Here is a 17,710-nt window from a genome sequence, read left to right on the forward strand (position 1 = left end):
CTCCCGCTCAAGCCTCGCCCGCTTCCGGCGGCAGCCCGTCGGCGGCCAGAAAGGCGATGAGGTCCGTCATGTTCCGTTGCAGCCGCGCCATGCCGCCATGCGGCTCGATCCGCCGCTCATCCATGTAGAGGGCGCGGGCGATTTCGATTTGCAGCGCATGCACGCCCTCGCGCGGGCGGCCGTAATGGCGGGTGACGTAGCCGCCGGCATAGGGGTCGTTCCGGCGGACGCTGTAGCCGAGGCGGCGGAGGCAGGTCTCGATGCGCAGCAGGATGGCGCCGCCGCAGGCCTTGCCATAGGCATCGCCGAGCACGAAATCCGGGCTCCCCTGGCCGAGGCCGGAGGGCATCGAATGGCAATCGATCAGCAGGCAGAAGCCGAAGCGGGCGCGAGTGGCCGCCACCAGGCGGCCGAGCGCATCGTGATACGGCTCCCAGCAGGTCTGGACCCGCGCCTCGGCCTCGGCGAAGCGGAGCTTGCGGGCATAGATCGCCTCGCCCGAGGCGACGATGCGGGGGATGGTGCCGAGCCCGGCGCCGATCCGCGGGCTCGCCGTATTCACCCAGGGCGGCAGCGGATCGTCGAACATCGCGGGGTCCAGCTCCCAGGCCTCGCGGTTCGCATCGCAAAAGGCGCGGGGGAAATGCGCGCGCAGCAGCGGGGCGCCATGCTCGGGCGCGGCGGCGAAGATGCGGTCGATGGCGAAATCTTCGCTGCGGCGGAGGGTGAGCGCATCGAGCCGGCTGGCGGCGAGGAAATCCGCCGTGTAATCGGCCCCGGAATGGGGCGAGGAGAAAACCAGCGGTGCGGTCTGCACCGCTGGCATGAGCAGGCTGAGCGGCGGCGCGGTGGCGGCGAAATCCATACCGCCATTCAAGCGCCCCGCGCAGCACCTGTCATCAGCCAATCATGGCAGCCACGCAGGGCAGCCGATCATGGCGCGGAAGCGAGCGCCACCGCGATCGCCGCGGCGAGCCGGGCATTGTTCCGCACCAGCGCGATATTGGCGGCAAGGCTGCGGCCGCTGGTGAGCGTGAGCAGACGGTCGAGCAGGAAGGGGGTGACGGCCTTGCCGGTGATGCGCGCGGCCTCTGCCTCGGCAAGCGCCCGGTCGATCCAGCCTGCCATGGCGGGGAAGGGGATTTCCTCTGCCGCCGGAATAGGATTGGCGACGAGCAGGCCATTTTCGAGGCCGAGAGCGCGCTGCCCGGCGATGACGGCGGCGATTTCGGCCGCGCTTTCGGCCCGCAAGGTCAGCGGCCAGGGGCTCGCGGCGCTCCAGAAGGCGGGAAGCTGCCCGGTGCGATAGCCGATCACCGGCACGCCCTGTGTTTCAAGATATTCGAGCGTGCGGGGCAGATCGAGAATCGCCTTGGGCCCGGCGCAGACCACGGCCACCGGCGTGCGCGCCAGCTCTGCGAGATCGGCCGACACGTCGAGGCTCGATTCGCCGCCGCGATGCACGCCGCCGATGCCGCCTGTGGCGAAGATGCGGATGCCGGCGCGGGCCGCCGCGATCATGGTGGCCGAGACGGTGGTGCCGCCGGAGCGGCCGAGCGCCGCCGCGAAGGCGAGATCGGCGCGGGAGAGCTTCATCGGCGCCGGCTCTTGGGCGAGTTCCTCGCATTCCGCGGCACTCATGCCGACCAGGATGCGGCCGCCGAGCACGCCGATCGTCGCCGGCACGGCCCCGCCCGTCCGGCAATCCGCCGCCACATCCCGCGCCATGGCGAGATTCTGCGGATAGGGCATGCCATGGGTGATGATCGTCGATTCGAGCGCGACAACCGGCCGCCCGGCCTGTAACGCTTCTGTCACCTCTTCAGATATTGTAACACCTGCGCCGCGCGCGACATCGCCGGCAGGGCGCTGCCGGGGCGGCGATGCCGCGGAAGCGGCGGGGTGGTCTGCATCCGCAGGGGTTGGTTTGGGGTTAGGGAGTTGCATCGGTTCGAGCACCGTCAGAAAAGTGGACGACGGGAGAGGCCATGAGGCCGGCGGGGGATCTGCATCGCATACTGGCGGCAGCTTCCGCGCGGGACAATGGTGGTAAGTGTGGCATAAGCGCGGTGAGGCCGTGCAGGGTGGAATAGGAAGTATGAAGGCGCTGAATGCGATCCGGATGGGCGGGGTGGAGGTGCTCCCCCTCGTCGAAGGCGGCAAGGGCGTGGCCGTCAGCGACGGCGCGAGTTGCGGCCATTGGGCGGCCTCGGGCGGGGTGGGAACCTTCAGCGCCGTGAACGCCGATAGCTACGATGCCGAAGGCCGGCGCATTCCGCAGGTCTATCACGGCCGCACCCGGCGGGACCGGCACGAGGAACTCGTGGACTATGCGATTCGCGGCGGCATCGCCCAGGCCCAGCGCGCGCATGAGATCAATGCCGGGCGCGGGCGCATCCACGCCAATATCCTCTGGGAGATGGGCAGCGCCGAGCGCGTCATCACCGGGGTGCTGGAAGGCGCCAAGGGGCTCATCAATGGGCTGACCTGCGGTGCCGGCATGCCGTATCGGCTGTCCGAGATCGCGATGAAATTCGGGGTCCATTACTACCCCATCGTCTCCTCGGCCCGCGCCTTCAGTGCGCTCTGGAAGCGCGCCTATCACAAGGCCTCCAACCTGCTCGGCGGGGTGGTCTATGAAGACCCCTGGCTTGCCGGCGGGCATAACGGCCTGTCGAACAGCGAAGACCCGACCAAGCCGGAAGATCCCTTCCCGCGCGTGCTCGCCCTTCGCCAGCAGATGCGCGCCTTCGGCCTGGGCGAGACGCCGATCATCATGGCCGGCGGCGTCTGGTGGCTGGAGGAGTGGGAGGACTGGATCGACAATAAGGAACTCGGGCCCATCGCCTTCCAATTCGGCACCCGGCCGCTGCTGACCCAGGAAAGCCCGATCGGCGAGGGCTGGAAGCAGAAGCTGCTGACGCTGAAGAAGGGGGACATCTTCCTCAACCGCTTCAGCCCGACCGGCTTTTATTCCAGCGCGGTCAACAACGAATTCCTGCGTGAGTTGCGCGGCCGCAGCGAGCGGCAGGTGGCTTACACCACCGAGGCGGTGGGCGAGCACACGGCGGAATTCGGCGTCGGCCCCCGCAAGCGCATCGTCTATCTCACCAAGCCTGATCTGGCGCGCGTGCGCCAATGGGTGGCGCAGGGCTTTACCGAGGCGCTGCGCACCCCCGATACCACGCTCATCTTCGTCACCCCTGAGCGCGCGCAGCAGATCTACCAGGACCAGGTGGATTGCATGGGCTGCCTCAGCCAGTGCCGCTTCTCCAACTGGAGCCAGGAAGCGCCGGAATACACCAACGGCAAGAAGGCCGATCCGCGCAGCTTCTGCATCCAGAAGACGCTGCAGACGATCGGGCATGAGGCCGAGGGCGAGGACATGACGGAGCATAACCTCATGTTCAGCGGCCATAACGGCTTCCGCTTCGGCCTCGATCCCTTCTATTCCAACGGCTTCATCCCGACCGTGAAGCAGCTGATCGAGCGGATCAAGACCGGCCGGTGAGCCGGTGAGACGGTGAGCCGGTGAAGCGGGGCGGCGGCGCGGGCGAGGCGGCGGTTCGGCCGCCTCGGCTGCCTGCGGGCGATGCCGCGCGCGCGGCCCCCGTGGCTGAGACCATCGCGCTCCCCGGCGGTGGCCAGGCCCTCATCCGCTGGCGGCGTAGCCCGCGCGCGCGCCGCCTATCCCTCAGGATCGACGCGGCGGAGGCGGCCGTAATCGTCACTTTGCCGAACCGCGCTTCGCGCCGGGCGGGGCTCGCGCTGCTCGACGAGAATGCCGGCTGGGTGGCGGCGCGGCTCGCGGCCCTGCCGCCGGGCATTCGCTTCGCGCCGGGCGCGCTGCTGCCCATCGAAGGGGTGCCGCATGCCATTCGCCATCTGCCGCGGGCGCGCGGCGGCGCCTGGATCGCGGAGGGGGAAGTGTGCGTCGCCGGCGAGGCCGCCTTCCTGCGCCGGCGGGTCGCCGATTTCCTGCGGGCCGAGGCGCGGCGGCGGCTATCGCCCTTGGCCCTCGGCCATGCCGCCGGGCTCGGCCGCCAGCCCCGCCGCATTCTTATCAAGGACACGCGCAGCCGCTGGGGCAGCTGTGCCGCCGATGGCACGCTTGCCTTCAGTTGGCGGCTGGTGATGGCGCCGCGCTTCGTGCAGAGCTACGTGACGGCGCATGAGGTGGCGCATCTGCGCCACCTCCATCATGGGCCCGCCTTCTGGGCGCTGGTGGAGGTGCTTTGCCCCGGCTGGCAAGCGGCGGGGGAATGGTTGCAGGTGGAAGGGCCGGGGCTGCTGCGCATCGGCGCCAGCCTGGCGGCGGATGGGGAAGGAGGCTGAGGCGGAGCATGCAGGCGGATCGTCCGGGCGATACGGTCGTCCTCGTCACCACCGGGGGCACCATCGCCTCCCGCCACGATGCGGCGGCGGACGCCTTCGTGAGTTCCGTCTCGGCCGAGGAACTGGCCGGCGGCTTGCGCGATCTGCCGCCGGGCCTGCGGCTGCGCACCGAGGCCTTCTGCAACCTCAACAGCTTCCGCATGGACCTGCCGATGGCCCATGCCCTCGCCCGGCGCCTCGCGGCGATCCTGGCGGAGCCGGGGGTGCGGGGCGCCGTCGTCACCCATGGGACGGATACGATGGAGGAAACCGCCTTCCTCGTGGCGCTCATGCTCGGCGCCGGCAAGCCGGTGGTCTTTACCGGCGCGCAGCGCAATGCCGATGCGGCGGATACCGACGGCCCGCGCAATCTGAGCGACGCGGTGCGCCTCGCGGGGGATCGGGCGGCGGAGGGCTTGGGCGCCGTCATCCTCTTCGATGGCACGTTTCACGCCGCGCGCGATGCCCGCAAGACCCACACCTCGCGCCCCGGCACCTTCAGCTCGGCCGATCACGGCAAGCTCGGCGTGGTGGATGAGGGTGCGGTGCGGCTCTACCGCCGCCCGGCGCAGCTGCCGCGGATCGCGGCCGAGCGGGTAGAGCCACGGATCGACCTCATCAAGATGGCGATGGGGATGGACGATCGCTTCATGCGCTGGGCGATGGCGGATGGCAGCCGCGGCTTCGTGCTGGAAGGCTTCGGCCGCGGCAATTGCCCGCCGGCCTTCGTCGGCGCGACGGCGGCGGCGGTCGCGCAAGGCCTGCCGGTGCTTGTCACCTCCCGCTGCGGGGAGGGGCGGGTGAAGCCGGTCTATGGCAATGGCGGCGGGGTCGATCTCGCGGCGGCGGGGGCGATCTTCGCCGGCGATCTGACGGGCCAGAAGGCGCGCATCCTCCTCGCCCTTCTGCTCGGACGGGAAGGGGCGGGCAGCCCGCTCGCCAGCCCCGCGGCGATGGCGTGCCTCGCGGAAGCCGTCGCCGCCGTCGCAGATTGACGCCGGCGCCGGCGCCAGCGCCCGGGGCTCAGCTGATGAAGAAGCCGCCGATGCCGCCCAGCACGCCGAAGGCGCAGGTGATGGTGCAGACGATCGCCGTGAGCCAGAGATACCAGCCCTTGAGGCGCTGCGCCTCGGGCAGGGTTTTCATCGCCAGCCGCAGCAGGAAGCCCAGCACCACCGGCAGCAGCAGCGCGTTCATCACCTGCACGCCGACATTGAGGCTGACGAGGTTGGGCGCGATGCCGACCCCGGCTGCCCCGCCGATGACGCAGACGGCATAGACCCCGTAGAACCACTTGGCCGCCATCGGCCGGTATTCCAGCGAGCGGCGATAGCCGGAGACCTCGCCAAGCCCCCAGGCGAGCGCCAGTGAGGCGACGATCGCGGCGATCATGCCGGCCCCGAGCACGCCGAGGGCGAAGACCACGCGCCCGACCTCGGGGCCCAGGAATGGCGCCATCGCCTGGCTCATCTGCCCGACATCGGCGAGCGAGGCAGAGGGGTTGTGCGGGCGGATGATGGCCGCCGCGGCGATCAGGATCGCCGCCATCACCAGCTGGGTGACGACCGCGCCGATCGCCGTGTCCCAGCGTGCGGCGGTGAAATGCTCGGGTTTCAGCCGCTTATCGGCCACTGCCGACTGCTGGTAGAAAACCATCCACGGCATGATGACCGCGCCGATATTGGCCGCGACGAGATATTCGTAATGCGCATCGAAGAGCGGAACCCGCACCGCATCCCGCAGCATGGTGCCGAGATCGGGATGCGCCGCCCAGGCGACGACGAAGAAGGCGAGTTCGAAGAGGCCGATGGCGATCGCCAGCCGCTCCACCCGCTTGTAGGAGCCGGTGACGACGATGGCGAGCAGGGCCGCGGCCGACAGGCCGAGCGAGGCGACATGGGGGATGCCGAAGAGATCGCCCACGCCGGCGACGCCCGAAAATTCGGTGAGCAGCGCGCCGACCGTCGCGATGGCGAGGCCCGCCGCCGAGACCCAGGCCCAGGCCGGCCCGAAGGTATCGCGGATCAACTCGCCATGGCCGCGGCCGGTGAAGATGCCGAGGCGGACGGTCAGCTCCTGCACGATATAGAGCACCGGCATGAGGATGAACTGCGGCAGCAGCAGCTTGTAGCCCCATTGCACCCCGCTCTGGCCGGCGGTGATGATCGAGCCGACATCGGTATCGGCCAGCATGACGACGAGACCAGGCCCGAAGACGGCGAAAAACGCGGCCGCCCGGTGGGAGCGGAACCGCTGGGCGAGTTTCGGCGAGGCAGTCATCATCGTCATTCCACGCGATCCAGGAGTTGAAATTGCGAATGATTTGCAAATGGCCGCAAAATCACCCCCGTGTAAAATGAAATCTCCCCGCGCGCTGCGGGTGTCAGGCCTTCCCCAAAGGCGGGCTGAAGCCGGCGAGGGAGGCGCTCGCGCCGAGGCTATCGCGGTCGGGGCTGGTTACGGCGGTCGCGTTGAGCTGGATGTAGTGGGGCAGGTCGATCATCGCCACGAGGTCGATCTGATGGTCGAGGAAGCTGAGGTGCCGCTCCTCGTCCTGCAGGATGAGGGTAAGGAGATCGCGCGAGACATAGTCCCGCATGATCTCGCAATAGGCGATCGCCTCGCGCAGATCCTCGATCGCGCGGGTCTTGATGGTGCGGTCCGCCGTGAGGATGGCATCGACCCCCTTCGGCCGCGGCGAAAGCGTGGATCCGCTGCAGGTTCGGAATGCCTTTGAGGACGAGGATGCGGCGGGTCAGCCTGTCCGCATGCTGGGTTTCCCGCTCGATCCGGCTCGCCGCATAAGCCGCGAGCTTGCCGATGCCCCAATGGTCCAGCATGCGGGCGTGCAGGAAATGCAGGTTGATGGCGCTGAGCGCATGGGTGAGCTGGAGATTGAGGAATTCGATCACCTTGGGGTCGCGCAGCATGGCCTCTTCTCTCCCTCACGCCGGCTGCGCGCCGCGGCTTCGAGCCGCCCGGGTCTCTATCGCCGCCGCGCGTCATATCCGATACCGTTTATCAGACGTAAAGACGCGCCCTGTCGAGACCGAAGATGATGAGGCATAAGGCCGCGCCGCCGGCTGCCAAGGCAGCGTGGCCGACTGCTCCAGGAGCCCGGATCAGACCTCTGGCGCCATGCCGGCGGCCGTAGGCTGCGGCCGCCCTCCGCTACTCGGCGAGGGCATCCGGGGAGAGCACCATGCAGGCCGCATGCTCGCGCAGATCCTGGCAGGCGGTCACCGCGCTGTTCTGCGACAGGCCGGCGAGACGCGCCCGATAGAGCGTGTGGGCGGAAACCTGCACCGGCATGACGATGGAACGGGCGGCGGCGAGGTGGATCCGGTCGCTATGCCGGGCGAGGCTGATGGCGTGCCGCGCATCCCCCGCACTGCCGAAGGCGCCGACCTGAATGCCCCACCCGCCAGGCCCAGGCGCGCTGGTGGCCGGCAGCGTATCGGCCTCGGCCGGGGCGATCAGGTGAAGCCCGTGCTGCACGGGCGGCTGGTAGCTGGCGTTGACCGGCTGGCCGATCTCGGCGGCGAGGTTCTGCATGCCCCCCGGCCCGATGACGGCGGGCGCCGCCGGCCGATAGGTAGCGGGGGCGAAAGCGGCCGCCCGGGCGGCATTTTCGGCAAGCCGCGTGCCCGCCGGCACCGGCGCCGCAGGGGCCTTAGCCGATTGATAGGCGGGTGCCACCTGGAAGACGGGCTGGCGCGCGGGCAGGGGCGCCGGGGCCGCGGCCGCCGGGCTCGCTTCGACGACGGCCGGGCGATAGGCGGGCTGCGCCGGCACCACCACGGGCGGCGGCAGGGCGGCGGAGGCGACCACCACCGGTGCGGCGGTGGCGGCGGGCGCCGTGGCCTGCTGCTGGCTCATGATGAGGTCCGCCGGCACCGCGCCGCCGCCATTGGCGGCAAGCGTCGCGGCATGGGCGGCGAACTGCTGGTCGTTCAGCGCCTCGGTCGCCGATTCGCCGGAAGCGGCGGGGCTCGCGACGGCGCCGGCGATCGGCGCCGAGGGGGCGATCTGGTTCATGGCGACGAGCGTGCCGCCGCCGCGCGCGCCGCTGCCCGCGCCCATGCCGTTGAAGACGCCGGGGCTGCCGACGAGGCCGCCCCCGGTCTCGGCAAGGCTCGGGCCGCTGCTCTGGCTGCCGCCGCCATAGGGTGCCGCGCTCGGCGCCGTCATGCTGTTCATGGCGAACTGGTCGGCGGGGGAGCGGCCGCTCGGCATGTCGCCCTGAATATGCGGCTCGATCATCGCCAGGTAATGCGTCGTCTCGGCGGGCAGCGGCCGCCCATCCGTCAGATATTCGTTGAGGCGCTGCGGCCCGGCATTATAGGCGGCGAGGAAGCCCGGCGAGCCGAAGAGATCGTACATCTCGCGCAGATAGGCGGTGCCGGCCATGATGTTGTCATGCGGGTTGAAGGGATCGTCCCCCAGCCCGTACTGGGCTTCCAGCTCCTGATAGGTCTGCGGCATCAGCTGCATCAGCCCCATGGCGCCGACATCGGAGGTGGTCAGCTGGCCGTTAATGTATTCATGGCCGCCGGATTCGACGTGGATGACGTTGCGGATCCAGCTTTGCGGCACATCAAAGCGGCGCGAAGCCTCGGCGATATAGGGGCCCCAAGGATCCGAGGGCGGGCCGGGCGGGGCGTAATCGCCCCTGGCGCTCGACCGGTAGTTGACTGCCTGCTGGCTCGCCGAGATGTGGGAATTATGGGCGGCGCAGGCGGCGAGCAGCGCCATCGCGCCAATTCCGCCCGCCAGCCGCAGCGGGCGGCCGAGCCGGCGTGCCCAGCCCCGCGGCGCCCGAACAAGCTTGGCGCTCATCACATCTGCGGGCGTTTCAGGCGGGGTCACGGCAGCCTCCGTCGTGGCGCGGCCCGGGGGCCGTTGAGTCACGACGGCTGTGATGCCGTCGCTTTCCTAAGATTGCTTAAACCTCGTGGGCAGCAAAACCGACTAACCCATTAGTGCAAGGTGAAGTTTTGCGCAACACGAACCAGCGGTTTTGCGCTCGTGCCTGTCCGAAAGATTGCCTAGAGTGTAAGACGCTCCGGCTTTGGTGAGGTCTCCGAGGAATGGTCACGTTTTCGCGCGCCGCCTGGCGCGGTTTCTGCCGCCCTGGGCTCGCGGCGCTTCTGCTGCTCGCGCTTTCAGGCTGCGCCGGCGCGCCGCGCACGGTGCTGGTGCCGGCAGCAGCCCCGAGCCCCGGCGCGCGCCTCGCGACGGTCGCGGCGATCCGCCCGGTGCCTGGCCCGGCGGCGCAAAGCGGCGGCGCCCTGCTCGCAGCCCTCGGCCTCGGCGGGCAGCAAGCCGCCCCACCGCTCGCCGAGGTGCTGGTGCGCACGGATGATGGCGAGACGCTCTCCGTCGTCGCGCCCGCCGGCAGCGCGCCGGCGCTCGGCAGCCGCGTCGTCATCAGCGCGGGCGATCGGCTGAGCCTGGTGCGGCCGGGCTTCGCGGCGCCCGCGAGCTAGGGGGCGAGCGAAGGCGGTTCATCCTCGCCCTCAGCCCCCCCCAAGGCCGGACCGCCCGCGCGGCTGGCTTCGGCGGACAAGAGTTGCAGCGGCGGGGCGGATCGGCTATCGGCGCCGCGCATGAACGCCATCTCGGGTTCCCCCACGATCATTAGCGCCGAGGCCGATGCCGGCTTCGCGATCGATCTGCGCCACGGCCTCGGCTTCTGGGCCCGCAACGGCATGGCGGCGCGGGACGTGGCGCGCGGGCTCAGCCTCTGGCGGCTCGCCCTCATGCTGAGCTGGCTCGATATCCGGCTGCGCTATCGCGGCTCGGTGCTGGGGCCGCTCTGGCTCACCCTCTCCACCGCCGTCATGGTCGGCGCCCTCGGCTTCCTCTATGCCTATCTCTTCAAGACGCCGATCCGGGACTATCTGCCCTTCCTCGCCCTGTCGCTGACGCTGTGGAATTTCCTCTCCGCCATCGTCACCGACGGATCGACGGTCTTTACCCAGGCCGAGGGGATGATCCGCTCCATGCGGGTGCCCTTCTCGCTCTACATCTTCCAGCTCTTGGCGCGGAACGTGCTGATCTTCGCGCATAACATCGTGGTCATCATCGTCGTCTTCATCGCCTTCCAGACGCCGGTGAACTGGTCGGTCTTCGCGGCCGTGCCGGCGCTGCTGCTCTGGCTGGTCGATGGCGCCGCGGTCTGCCTCATGCTTGGCGCGCTCTGCGCCCGCTTCCGCGATATCCCGCCCATCGTGAGCAGCCTCATGCAGGTCGCCTTCTACGTCAGCGGCGTCATGTTCAAGCCCGGCATGCTCGGCCAGCGCAGCCATTTCCTGCTCTACGATCCGTTCTATAGCATCCTCGAAGTGCTGCGTGCGCCGATCCTCGGCGCCCTGCCTTCGCAGGCGACCTATATCAGCGCGCTCGGCTTCTCCGCCGCGCTCTGCGGCCTTGGCTGGCTCTGCTTCCTCCGCGTCCGCCACCGCATCGCCTTCTGGGTCTGATCGCCATGGCCGCCCGTATCGAGGTTCAGAGCCTTCGCATCGAATTCCCGCTCTATCATGGCCAATCCCGCAGCCTGAAAAAGAGCCTGCTCGCCGCCGCCACCGGCCGCCGCCGCCTGCAGGAAAACGCCCGCCACCGCCTGGTGGTGGAGGCGCTGCGCGACCTCACCTTCACCCTCCAGCCGGGCGAGCGGCTCGGCCTCGTCGGCCATAACGGCGCCGGCAAGACGACGCTGCTGCGGGCGCTCGCCGGCGTTTACGAGCCGGTGGCGGGCTCGGTGCGCATCCAGGGCACGCTCAACGCGCTGCTCGACCCCAACCAGGGCATGAACCCCGAGCTGACGGGCCGCGAGAATGTGGCACTCCGCGGCCGCTACCACCGCATGGGTGCGGCGGCGGTGGAGGCCTTGCAGGAGGATGTGCGCGCCTTCGCCGAGCTGGGTGACTTCTTCGATCTGCCGGTGCGCATCTACAGCTCCGGCATGATCATCCGCCTCGCCTTCGCCATGGCGACCGCGATCAGCCCGGAGGTGCTGCTGATGGACGAGTGGTTCCTCGCCGGTGACGCTGCCTTCCGCGAGAAGGCGCAGACGCGGCTGGAGGCGATGGTCCGCGGCGCCGACATCCTGGTGCTCTCGACCCATCTGAACGATATCGTGCACGCCTGGTGTACCCGCGTGATCTGGCTGGAGGATGGGCGCGTGCGCGCCGACGGGCCGACCGCCGAGGTGATGGAGCTTTTCGCCCCCGGCAGCGGCGGTGGCAGCGGCGGCATCACGCCGCTCTTCCCCGAAACCGCCCTCACCTGAGGCGCGCTTCGCCTTTTCACCTCGCCCGGCCTTGTTCGCCGGCTCAATTTCGCTCATCACACTGCCATGCGCCATTATCTGGATTTCGAAAAACCTCTCGCCGAGCTTGAGCAGAAGATTGACGAGCTGCGCCGCATGCCCGGGCCCGAGGGTATGAGCATCGCCGACGAGGTCGCCCGCCTGTCGGACAAGGCGGACCGGCAGCTCCGCACCCTCTATGCCAAGCTCACCCCCTGGCAGAAAACGCTCGTCGCCCGCCACCCCGAGCGGCCGCGCGCGCTCGCCTATATCCGCCAGCTCATCGAGGACTATACCCCCCTCGGCGGGGACCGGGCCTTTGCCGAGGATGCGGCGATCGTCGGCGGCCTCGGCCGCTTCCGGGGCCGGCCGGTGGTTGTGATGGGCACCGAGAAGGGGACGGATACGGAGAGCCGCATCAAGCATAATTTCGGCAGCGCCCGGCCGGAGGGCTACCGCAAGGTGCGCCGCCTGATGGAGATGGCGGGCCATTTCCGCCTGCCGATCCTGAGCTTCATCGATACCTCCGGCGCCTATCCCGGGGTGGATGCGGAAGCGCGCGGCCAGGCGGAAGCGATTGCCCGCGCGATCGAGGCGGGGCTCGCCGCGCCCGTGCCCTTCGTCGCGACCGTGATCGGCGAGGGCGGCTCGGGCGGCGCCATCGCCATCGGCACCGCCGACCGGGTGCTGATGCTGGAGCACGCGATCTATTCGGTGATCAGCCCGGAGGGCTGCGCCTCCATCCTCTGGCGTGACGCGGCGGCCGCCCCGCTCGCCGCCGAGGCGCTGAAGCTGACGGCGGACGATCTCCGCCGGCTCGACCTCATCGACGCCGTGATCCCCGAGCCGCAGGGCGGCGCGCATCGGGACCCGCAGCAGATGATCGAAGCGGTGGGGGAGGCGGTGAGCGCCGCCCTCGCCCCGCTCGCCGAGCAATCGCCCGAGGCGCTGCGCGCCCGGCGGCGGGAGAAGTTCCTCTCCATGGGCCGCGAGGGCTTGGGTTAGTTCTTTCCAAACGTGTTTAGAACATTATAACTAGCCCGTCCTATCGTCTCTCCGGTTTTCCGGTACCCGCACCGAAGGCAGCGTAATGAAAGTTGACGTGGCGATTTGCGTGTACGGGAAGCCATACCAGACGGCGATGACCCTTGCGTCGCTTCTGCATCACAGCGGGGATCGGATTGATAGGATTTTTTTGCAGATTGATCCTGTGCAGCCGCACGGGATTGACATCTCTCCGATCCGCAAGGTCTTCAGGCACGAACGCTTCGTCTACCATGAGCCGGCAACCCACATAGGGCTTGAGTTCTATCACGGGCAGAGCCTGGACGATGCCGCGCACCGGCAGTCGATTCGCTACCAATACGCCTGGGAAAACACCGATAAGGACTTTCTTCTGATCGCGCACAATGATTGCGTGTTTTCCGCCGATGTTGTGGGCGGGATGCTGGAGCAACAGGCGGCGGGCGACTTCGCGGGCGTCGGCTGGATCGGGCAGTGCTGGAACTGCCCTGCTGCGAAGGCGGGGCGGTGCGATGGTGATCGCTATGCGTCCTTCAATCCGAGCTATGAAGAGGCGCTGGCGATCGTTCAGGCCCATCCTGGGCCGCGCACGGTGCCCGAAGGCATTGATCGGGCGCATCCGATGCCTTTTCCCGAATGTCGTCTCAACGAATTTGCTTGCTTGATCGACATGCGCAAGGCGCGGCCCGTCACGATTCCGCAAGGAAGCATCTATCCGTTCGGGGTTATGACGTTGGATATCGGAACGCAGTGGTTCCGGGATATGGTTCTGCGTGGCTTTCGGTTCAAAAACTGGTTTCAGGGCGTTGTGCACGCGCCGTTCAGCCCCGGGGGCAACGGCTTTTCGGCCGATCGCGACAGAGAAATCTACGAACGGTCGGAAGCTGCCGCGGCGCAGGCGCTCAAAGCGCACTTTCCCGGAGTCCACGACGCCTTAGCGGTGCTGCAGCCGCCATGACATGCGGCTGCGGCTGCGGCTTGGGCGAAGGGTGAGGCAAAGTCTCAGGTGGACGAGTGCAGGCTGGCGGTGGTCAAGGGGTCAAAGCTCAACTCGTCTGTGGGCTTTATCGCCATGTGGTTGAAGATGCTTATCAATCCCGCATCACCGCCCCGTTCCAGTTCAGCATTCCAGCCTTTCCAGTGATCGCCGCCGACTGATTTCCCTCGTTCGCGCTCTGCGGCCTGTAGTGCGCGAGCGCCGTTGACAACCTTTGACTTAAATTGCGCGTAGCTTCGGAACTGGAACTCGCGATAATAAAGCCCCAAGTCAAGCCCGCTTTTATAGCGTAACGGATTGCCAGGGCGGGATATGATGTCGTGGTTGCCTTGCCATATTACGAATTCTGTTGATGCCCTGACCGCCACTTTCGGAGGCATTTTCCCCAGATGAGTGCGCATCGGCATTCGACTGAGAGGATTGCCGATATCGAGCGTTAGACTAAACTCAGTGAAATAGTGGTTCACTTTCTGAAGCACAATGGCATCGATGTCCGCGGGCAGTTGGGACAAGCCTTCCAAGCTTGTCTCCGCACAAAGAAATTCATCCGCGTCGATCGGAAAGATCCACTGCAAGTCCGGCCAGAAGGAGGTTGCCATCCACATCAGGCCCGTCGTTTTCTCCGACTGCGTATAGCGAACGGTCGAATCATCGACGATGATAAGCTCGCCGTCGTGAAATGCCTCGCGGCAGCGTCGTAGCTCAGCCTGCGTCTCATCTGACGAGCCGTTATCGAGAATCAGAAACCGGCGAAATCCAAGGTGATACAAATGCCTTAGATTGAGTCCCACGATATCCGCCTCGTTTTTCACCATCATGACAACGCAGGCGCTGATCACCACGAAGCTTTTCAGGGATTGCCGGAGTGCCATCCCGGCAGAGACGTAATGGCGCATATCGGCTTGCGTGGCGCCCTCCCAGGAGGCTGGATCGAGGTTTTCGTGCTCTACAAGATCGAGCGCGCGTCCCGACCAAATCAGGGCTGACGGGTCCATCTTATCTCCAGATCAAGCGGCGAAAACTGAGGCAATGCCTGCCTAACTGACGGGTACTCTTCATGCAAGGGCCTCCGCCAGACGCGGGCAGGGAGCATAGCCTCGGCTCTGACCCTTCAGAATGTAATGATCCCTCAATGTCGTGAAGCGGCCCTGGCCGACATCGATGGCCGCGTCGAGATAGGTCTGGGCATACCATTGCTCATCGAAGTCGAAATGATTGTGGATTTCATCTTCATTCAGGGCTTTGTACTGCTCGAAGGACGGGCGCTGCGCGCGTGCCGCGGCCTCTATGAGCGAACGAAGCGCTCCGGGCCCGATTTGAACCCATTGCTTGTCCAACTTGCGGTGGGCGTCCTCAAGCTTCTGTGGCGGGACGGCAAAGTTTACCGGGAAGAGATGAAAGATGTAACGCGGGTCGTCGCACGGAACAAGAAAGGGCTCACGATCCTGAAAAGGATTAAAGAATCCTGTCAGCGGCATGTAGATACGCTGTGCATTCGAGAGCCATCCAGCCAGCCAGGAAAATGTGCTGACGCATAGAACCAGATTCTTGGAGTTGCGCAGCGTCTGAAAATCCCTGATCGGTTGGGTGCCATTGATGAATGTCGCGTCTGGAAAATGCTTCTTTAAGTATTCGTGATAGGAGTTGTTGGAGAGTTGGCCAAAAAAGACCGGGCGGAGCTTGGTCGTTTCGATGATCTCCCGGTAGTAGTTTACCGGAATCAGCGTGTAGTGCCGATGCAGGCCGGACAGGATGTCATCCGATCGGATGTTGATGACAAGAGTGTCGTCGCCGAACCCTTGGGCATCGGTCTCAGGCTCGCTGAATATTAGCCGGCTTTCCTCCACGGAGGGAAGCTGGCTTAGCCGCTGGAAATAGCCGCTCAAAACCACAGCGGTAAGTGAGCGCTCATTAAGTCGTTGCGCGGTCTTCCCCAGAGGAAGATCATGCCAGGTAAAACGCTCGGCCATCAGAGGTGAGTCAAAGCGTTGCGGGAGTGCATCAAAGCGATTCCACTGAGGCAGGGAGTGGCCTGTGATGTACGCTCCTGGCACGCGGGCGCGGAGGGCTTCGGCCGCCAGATACTGGATCATCTGGTTGCCGAGGTTTCCCTGTGGCAGGATCTGGATGATCGGTGCGCCGTGTGGCCGCCGCCGCTCCGGGTGGAGGTGCTCATCAAACACGAAGTCGTCGCCGCATTTGATGAACAACTCCGGTGGAAACCGGTGCCAGTAAACTTGGAGATGATCTCCCTTGAGAACGTAGCGCGCCGTTTCTCCGCTGAAATCCAGCGTGAGCGTCTGGCCGTCGTCGGAAAGGATGAGGTCGCCTTCCCAGCCGCTATGGATTGCGTGAAGGCGGCTCACGGGGTTCGGCCCGCCCAGAACTGAATGTTGATGACAGGGCGGTCTCTGGCGGTGCAAGCCTCGTCCAATCCTTCAGTCAAGGTAAACCCCAATATCCGCCGGCCGCTGAAATTATCCCACCTGCCTGTCCGGAAGCGAACCGTGTCTCTAAGCGTCAGGGTCATGATGCAGCCTTCTGGATGGGAGCAAGAGCGCGAGGCTAACTCTCATCGACCAACGGGCGGCAGGCAAGGGGAGGCGGGCCAGATTTCACCGGCCCGCCCCAAGGCTGCGAAGGATCAAGCCGCCTTCGGCAGGGTCGCCATGTCGATCACGAAGCGGTATTTCACGTCGCTCTTGAGCATGCGGCTATAGGCCGTCTCGATCTCTTCCATGCGGATCATCTCGATATCGGCCGTGATGCCGTGCGCGGCGCAGAAATCGAGCATCTCCTGGGTCTCGGGGATGCCGCCGATGAGCGAGCCCGCGAAGCTGCGGCGCCGCCAGATCACGCTGAAGGCCGCGATCGCGAGCGGGTTCTCGGGCGCGCCGACCTGGCAGAGCGTCCCCTCCCGCTTGAGGAGGTTCATATAGGGGTCGAGCGGATGGTCGGCCGCCACCGTATCGAGGATGAAGTCGAAGCTCTCATAGTGCTTCGCCATCTGGTCCGCATCGCGGGAGACGATCACCTCATCGGCGCCGAGGCGCTTGGCGTCCTCCGCCTTGCCCGGCGAGGTGGTGAAGAGCACAGTATGCGCGCCCATGGCGTGCGAGATCTTCACACCCATATGGCCGAGCCCGCCGAGCCCCACGATGCCGACCTTCTTGCCCGGCCCCACCTTCCAGTGCCGCAGCGGCGAATAGGTGGTGATGCCGGCGCAGAGCAGCGGCGCCGTCGCCGCGAGGTCCATCCCCTTCGGCACCGTCAGCACGAAATGCTCAGGCACCACGATGCGATCGGAATAGCCGCCGAAGGTCGGGCCGCCGATCACCGGATCGACGCCGTTATAGGTGCCGTTGAGGCCCTTCTCGCAATACTGCTCCAGCCCTTCGCGGCAGGCCGAGCAGCTGCGGCAGGAGCCCACCATGCAGCCGACGGCCGCCGTATCGCCCGCCTTGAAGCGGGTGACATTGGCGCCCACCGCCTCGACATGGCCGACGATCTCGTGCCCCGGCACGCAAGGATAGACGGTGTTGCGCCACTCGTTACGGGCCTGGTGAAGGTCGGAATGGCAGACGCCGCAATAGGCGATCTTGATGAGCACATCATCGGGGCCAGGATCGCGCCGCGTGATGGAGAGGCGCGAAACCGGCGTGTCTGCCGCCGTCGCGCCGAAGCCGACACATTCGAGCATGGGAAGTCCTCTTGATTTCGGAAACGCAAAAAGAGCGCGGATCGTGGTAGCGCTCTCTTCGGTCAGGATCTAACCACGCCGGCAGCGGGGTTGTGAAGCGGCACCACCCTCACGGTTTCGGGAGGGCCGCGCATAAGTGTTAGGCGAAGCCCGCGGCTTTTCAGCAGTTCACGCGGCCGGTCGCGATGCAATCCTGCCGCTGCATGAAATGGGTGAGGGTGGGGAAGAGCAGCCAGCCGCCCACCATCACCAGCGCGATGGCGACGAGCAGAATGAGGGCCACGATCGTGCCGCGCTCGCCCAT

General features: G+C 66.8%; 16 protein-coding genes and 1 pseudogene. 8 read left to right on the forward strand and 9 right to left on the reverse strand.

What is annotated here, in order from left to right; all coding sequences use genetic code 11:
• Window positions 1-7 precede the first annotated feature (7 nt).
• Entirely contained in the window at window positions 8-865 is an 858-nt protein-coding gene (locus tag ACYQ7X_RS06600; protein WP_459696117.1) for an N-formylglutamate amidohydrolase, read from the reverse strand.
• A gap of 68 nt (window positions 866-933) precedes the next feature.
• Window positions 934-1,818: a pseudouridine-5'-phosphate glycosidase gene (locus ACYQ7X_RS06605; protein WP_459696118.1), complete on the reverse strand. Its 885-nt coding sequence runs from the start codon at window positions 1,816-1,818 to the stop codon at window positions 934-936.
• Between the two features lie 280 nt (window positions 1,819-2,098).
• Between ACYQ7X_RS06605 and ACYQ7X_RS06610 the strand changes: the two genes are divergently transcribed.
• From ACYQ7X_RS06610 to ACYQ7X_RS06620, 3 genes are all read left to right on the forward strand, one after another.
• Window positions 2,099-3,511 (forward strand): NAD(P)H-dependent flavin oxidoreductase, encoded by a 1,413-nt coding sequence (locus ACYQ7X_RS06610; RefSeq protein ID WP_459696119.1) that lies wholly within the window; start codon window positions 2,099-2,101, stop codon window positions 3,509-3,511.
• A gap of 101 nt (window positions 3,512-3,612) precedes the next feature.
• Window positions 3,613-4,335, forward strand: coding sequence for a M48 family metallopeptidase (locus ACYQ7X_RS06615; protein WP_459696120.1), 723 nt, complete (start codon window positions 3,613-3,615; stop codon window positions 4,333-4,335).
• An 8-nt stretch (window positions 4,336-4,343) separates the two neighbouring features.
• Window positions 4,344-5,369: an asparaginase gene (locus ACYQ7X_RS06620; RefSeq protein ID WP_459696121.1), complete on the forward strand. Its 1,026-nt coding sequence runs from the start codon at window positions 4,344-4,346 to the stop codon at window positions 5,367-5,369.
• 28 nt (window positions 5,370-5,397) lie between these two features.
• Here ACYQ7X_RS06620 and ACYQ7X_RS06625 read toward each other — a convergent pair whose 3' ends face one another.
• The 3 genes and pseudogenes from ACYQ7X_RS06625 to ACYQ7X_RS06635 all read right to left on the reverse strand — a co-directional run bounded on the left by ACYQ7X_RS06625 (window position 5,398) and on the right by ACYQ7X_RS06635 (window position 9,213).
• Window positions 5,398-6,663: an NRAMP family divalent metal transporter gene (locus ACYQ7X_RS06625; RefSeq protein ID WP_459696122.1), complete on the reverse strand. Its 1,266-nt coding sequence runs from the start codon at window positions 6,661-6,663 to the stop codon at window positions 5,398-5,400.
• A gap of 94 nt (window positions 6,664-6,757) precedes the next feature.
• Window positions 6,758-7,304: pseudogene (gene bfr / locus ACYQ7X_RS06630) on the reverse strand (bacterioferritin).
• Window positions 7,305-7,545: 241 nt separating this feature from the next.
• Entirely contained in the window at window positions 7,546-9,213 is a 1,668-nt protein-coding gene (locus ACYQ7X_RS06635; RefSeq protein ID WP_459696402.1) for a transglycosylase SLT domain-containing protein, read from the reverse strand.
• Window positions 9,214-9,464: 251 nt separating this feature from the next.
• On the opposite strand from ACYQ7X_RS06635, the gene ACYQ7X_RS06640 reads away from it, so the two are divergent.
• From ACYQ7X_RS06640 to ACYQ7X_RS06660, 5 genes are all read left to right on the forward strand, one after another.
• Window positions 9,465-9,863, forward strand: a complete 399-nt coding sequence (locus tag ACYQ7X_RS06640) for a hypothetical protein (RefSeq protein WP_459696124.1) — start codon at window positions 9,465-9,467, stop codon at window positions 9,861-9,863.
• A 120-nt stretch (window positions 9,864-9,983) separates the two neighbouring features.
• Complete coding sequence (locus ACYQ7X_RS06645; RefSeq protein ID WP_459696125.1) at window positions 9,984-10,859, forward strand: ABC transporter permease; 876 nt, start codon at window positions 9,984-9,986, stop codon at window positions 10,857-10,859.
• A 5-nt stretch (window positions 10,860-10,864) separates the two neighbouring features.
• Window positions 10,865-11,668 (forward strand): ABC transporter ATP-binding protein, encoded by an 804-nt coding sequence (locus tag ACYQ7X_RS06650; protein WP_459696126.1) that lies wholly within the window; start codon window positions 10,865-10,867, stop codon window positions 11,666-11,668.
• A gap of 66 nt (window positions 11,669-11,734) precedes the next feature.
• Entirely contained in the window at window positions 11,735-12,691 is a 957-nt protein-coding gene (locus ACYQ7X_RS06655) for an acetyl-CoA carboxylase carboxyltransferase subunit alpha (RefSeq protein ID WP_459696128.1), read from the forward strand.
• 85 nt (window positions 12,692-12,776) lie between these two features.
• Window positions 12,777-13,667 carry a hypothetical protein gene (locus ACYQ7X_RS06660; RefSeq protein ID WP_459696129.1) on the forward strand — a complete coding sequence of 297 codons (891 nt, stop codon included), beginning with the start codon at window positions 12,777-12,779 and terminating at the stop codon, window positions 13,665-13,667.
• A gap of 44 nt (window positions 13,668-13,711) precedes the next feature.
• Here ACYQ7X_RS06660 and ACYQ7X_RS06665 read toward each other — a convergent pair whose 3' ends face one another.
• From ACYQ7X_RS06665 to ACYQ7X_RS06680, 4 genes are all read right to left on the reverse strand, one after another.
• A complete protein-coding gene (locus ACYQ7X_RS06665; protein WP_459696130.1) occupies window positions 13,712-14,701 on the reverse strand; it encodes a glycosyltransferase family 2 protein in 990 nt (329 codons plus the stop codon).
• Between the two features lie 60 nt (window positions 14,702-14,761).
• Complete coding sequence (locus ACYQ7X_RS06670; RefSeq protein ID WP_459696131.1) at window positions 14,762-16,072, reverse strand: O-fucosyltransferase family protein; 1,311 nt, start codon at window positions 16,070-16,072, stop codon at window positions 14,762-14,764.
• A 278-nt stretch (window positions 16,073-16,350) separates the two neighbouring features.
• Window positions 16,351-17,406, reverse strand: coding sequence for an NAD(P)-dependent alcohol dehydrogenase (locus tag ACYQ7X_RS06675; RefSeq protein WP_459696132.1), 1,056 nt, complete (start codon window positions 17,404-17,406; stop codon window positions 16,351-16,353).
• 160 nt (window positions 17,407-17,566) lie between these two features.
• Window positions 17,567-17,710: a hypothetical protein gene (locus ACYQ7X_RS06680; protein ID WP_459696133.1), complete on the reverse strand. Its 144-nt coding sequence runs from the start codon at window positions 17,708-17,710 to the stop codon at window positions 17,567-17,569.

The organism is Acidisoma sp. C75 (assembly GCF_054665095.1).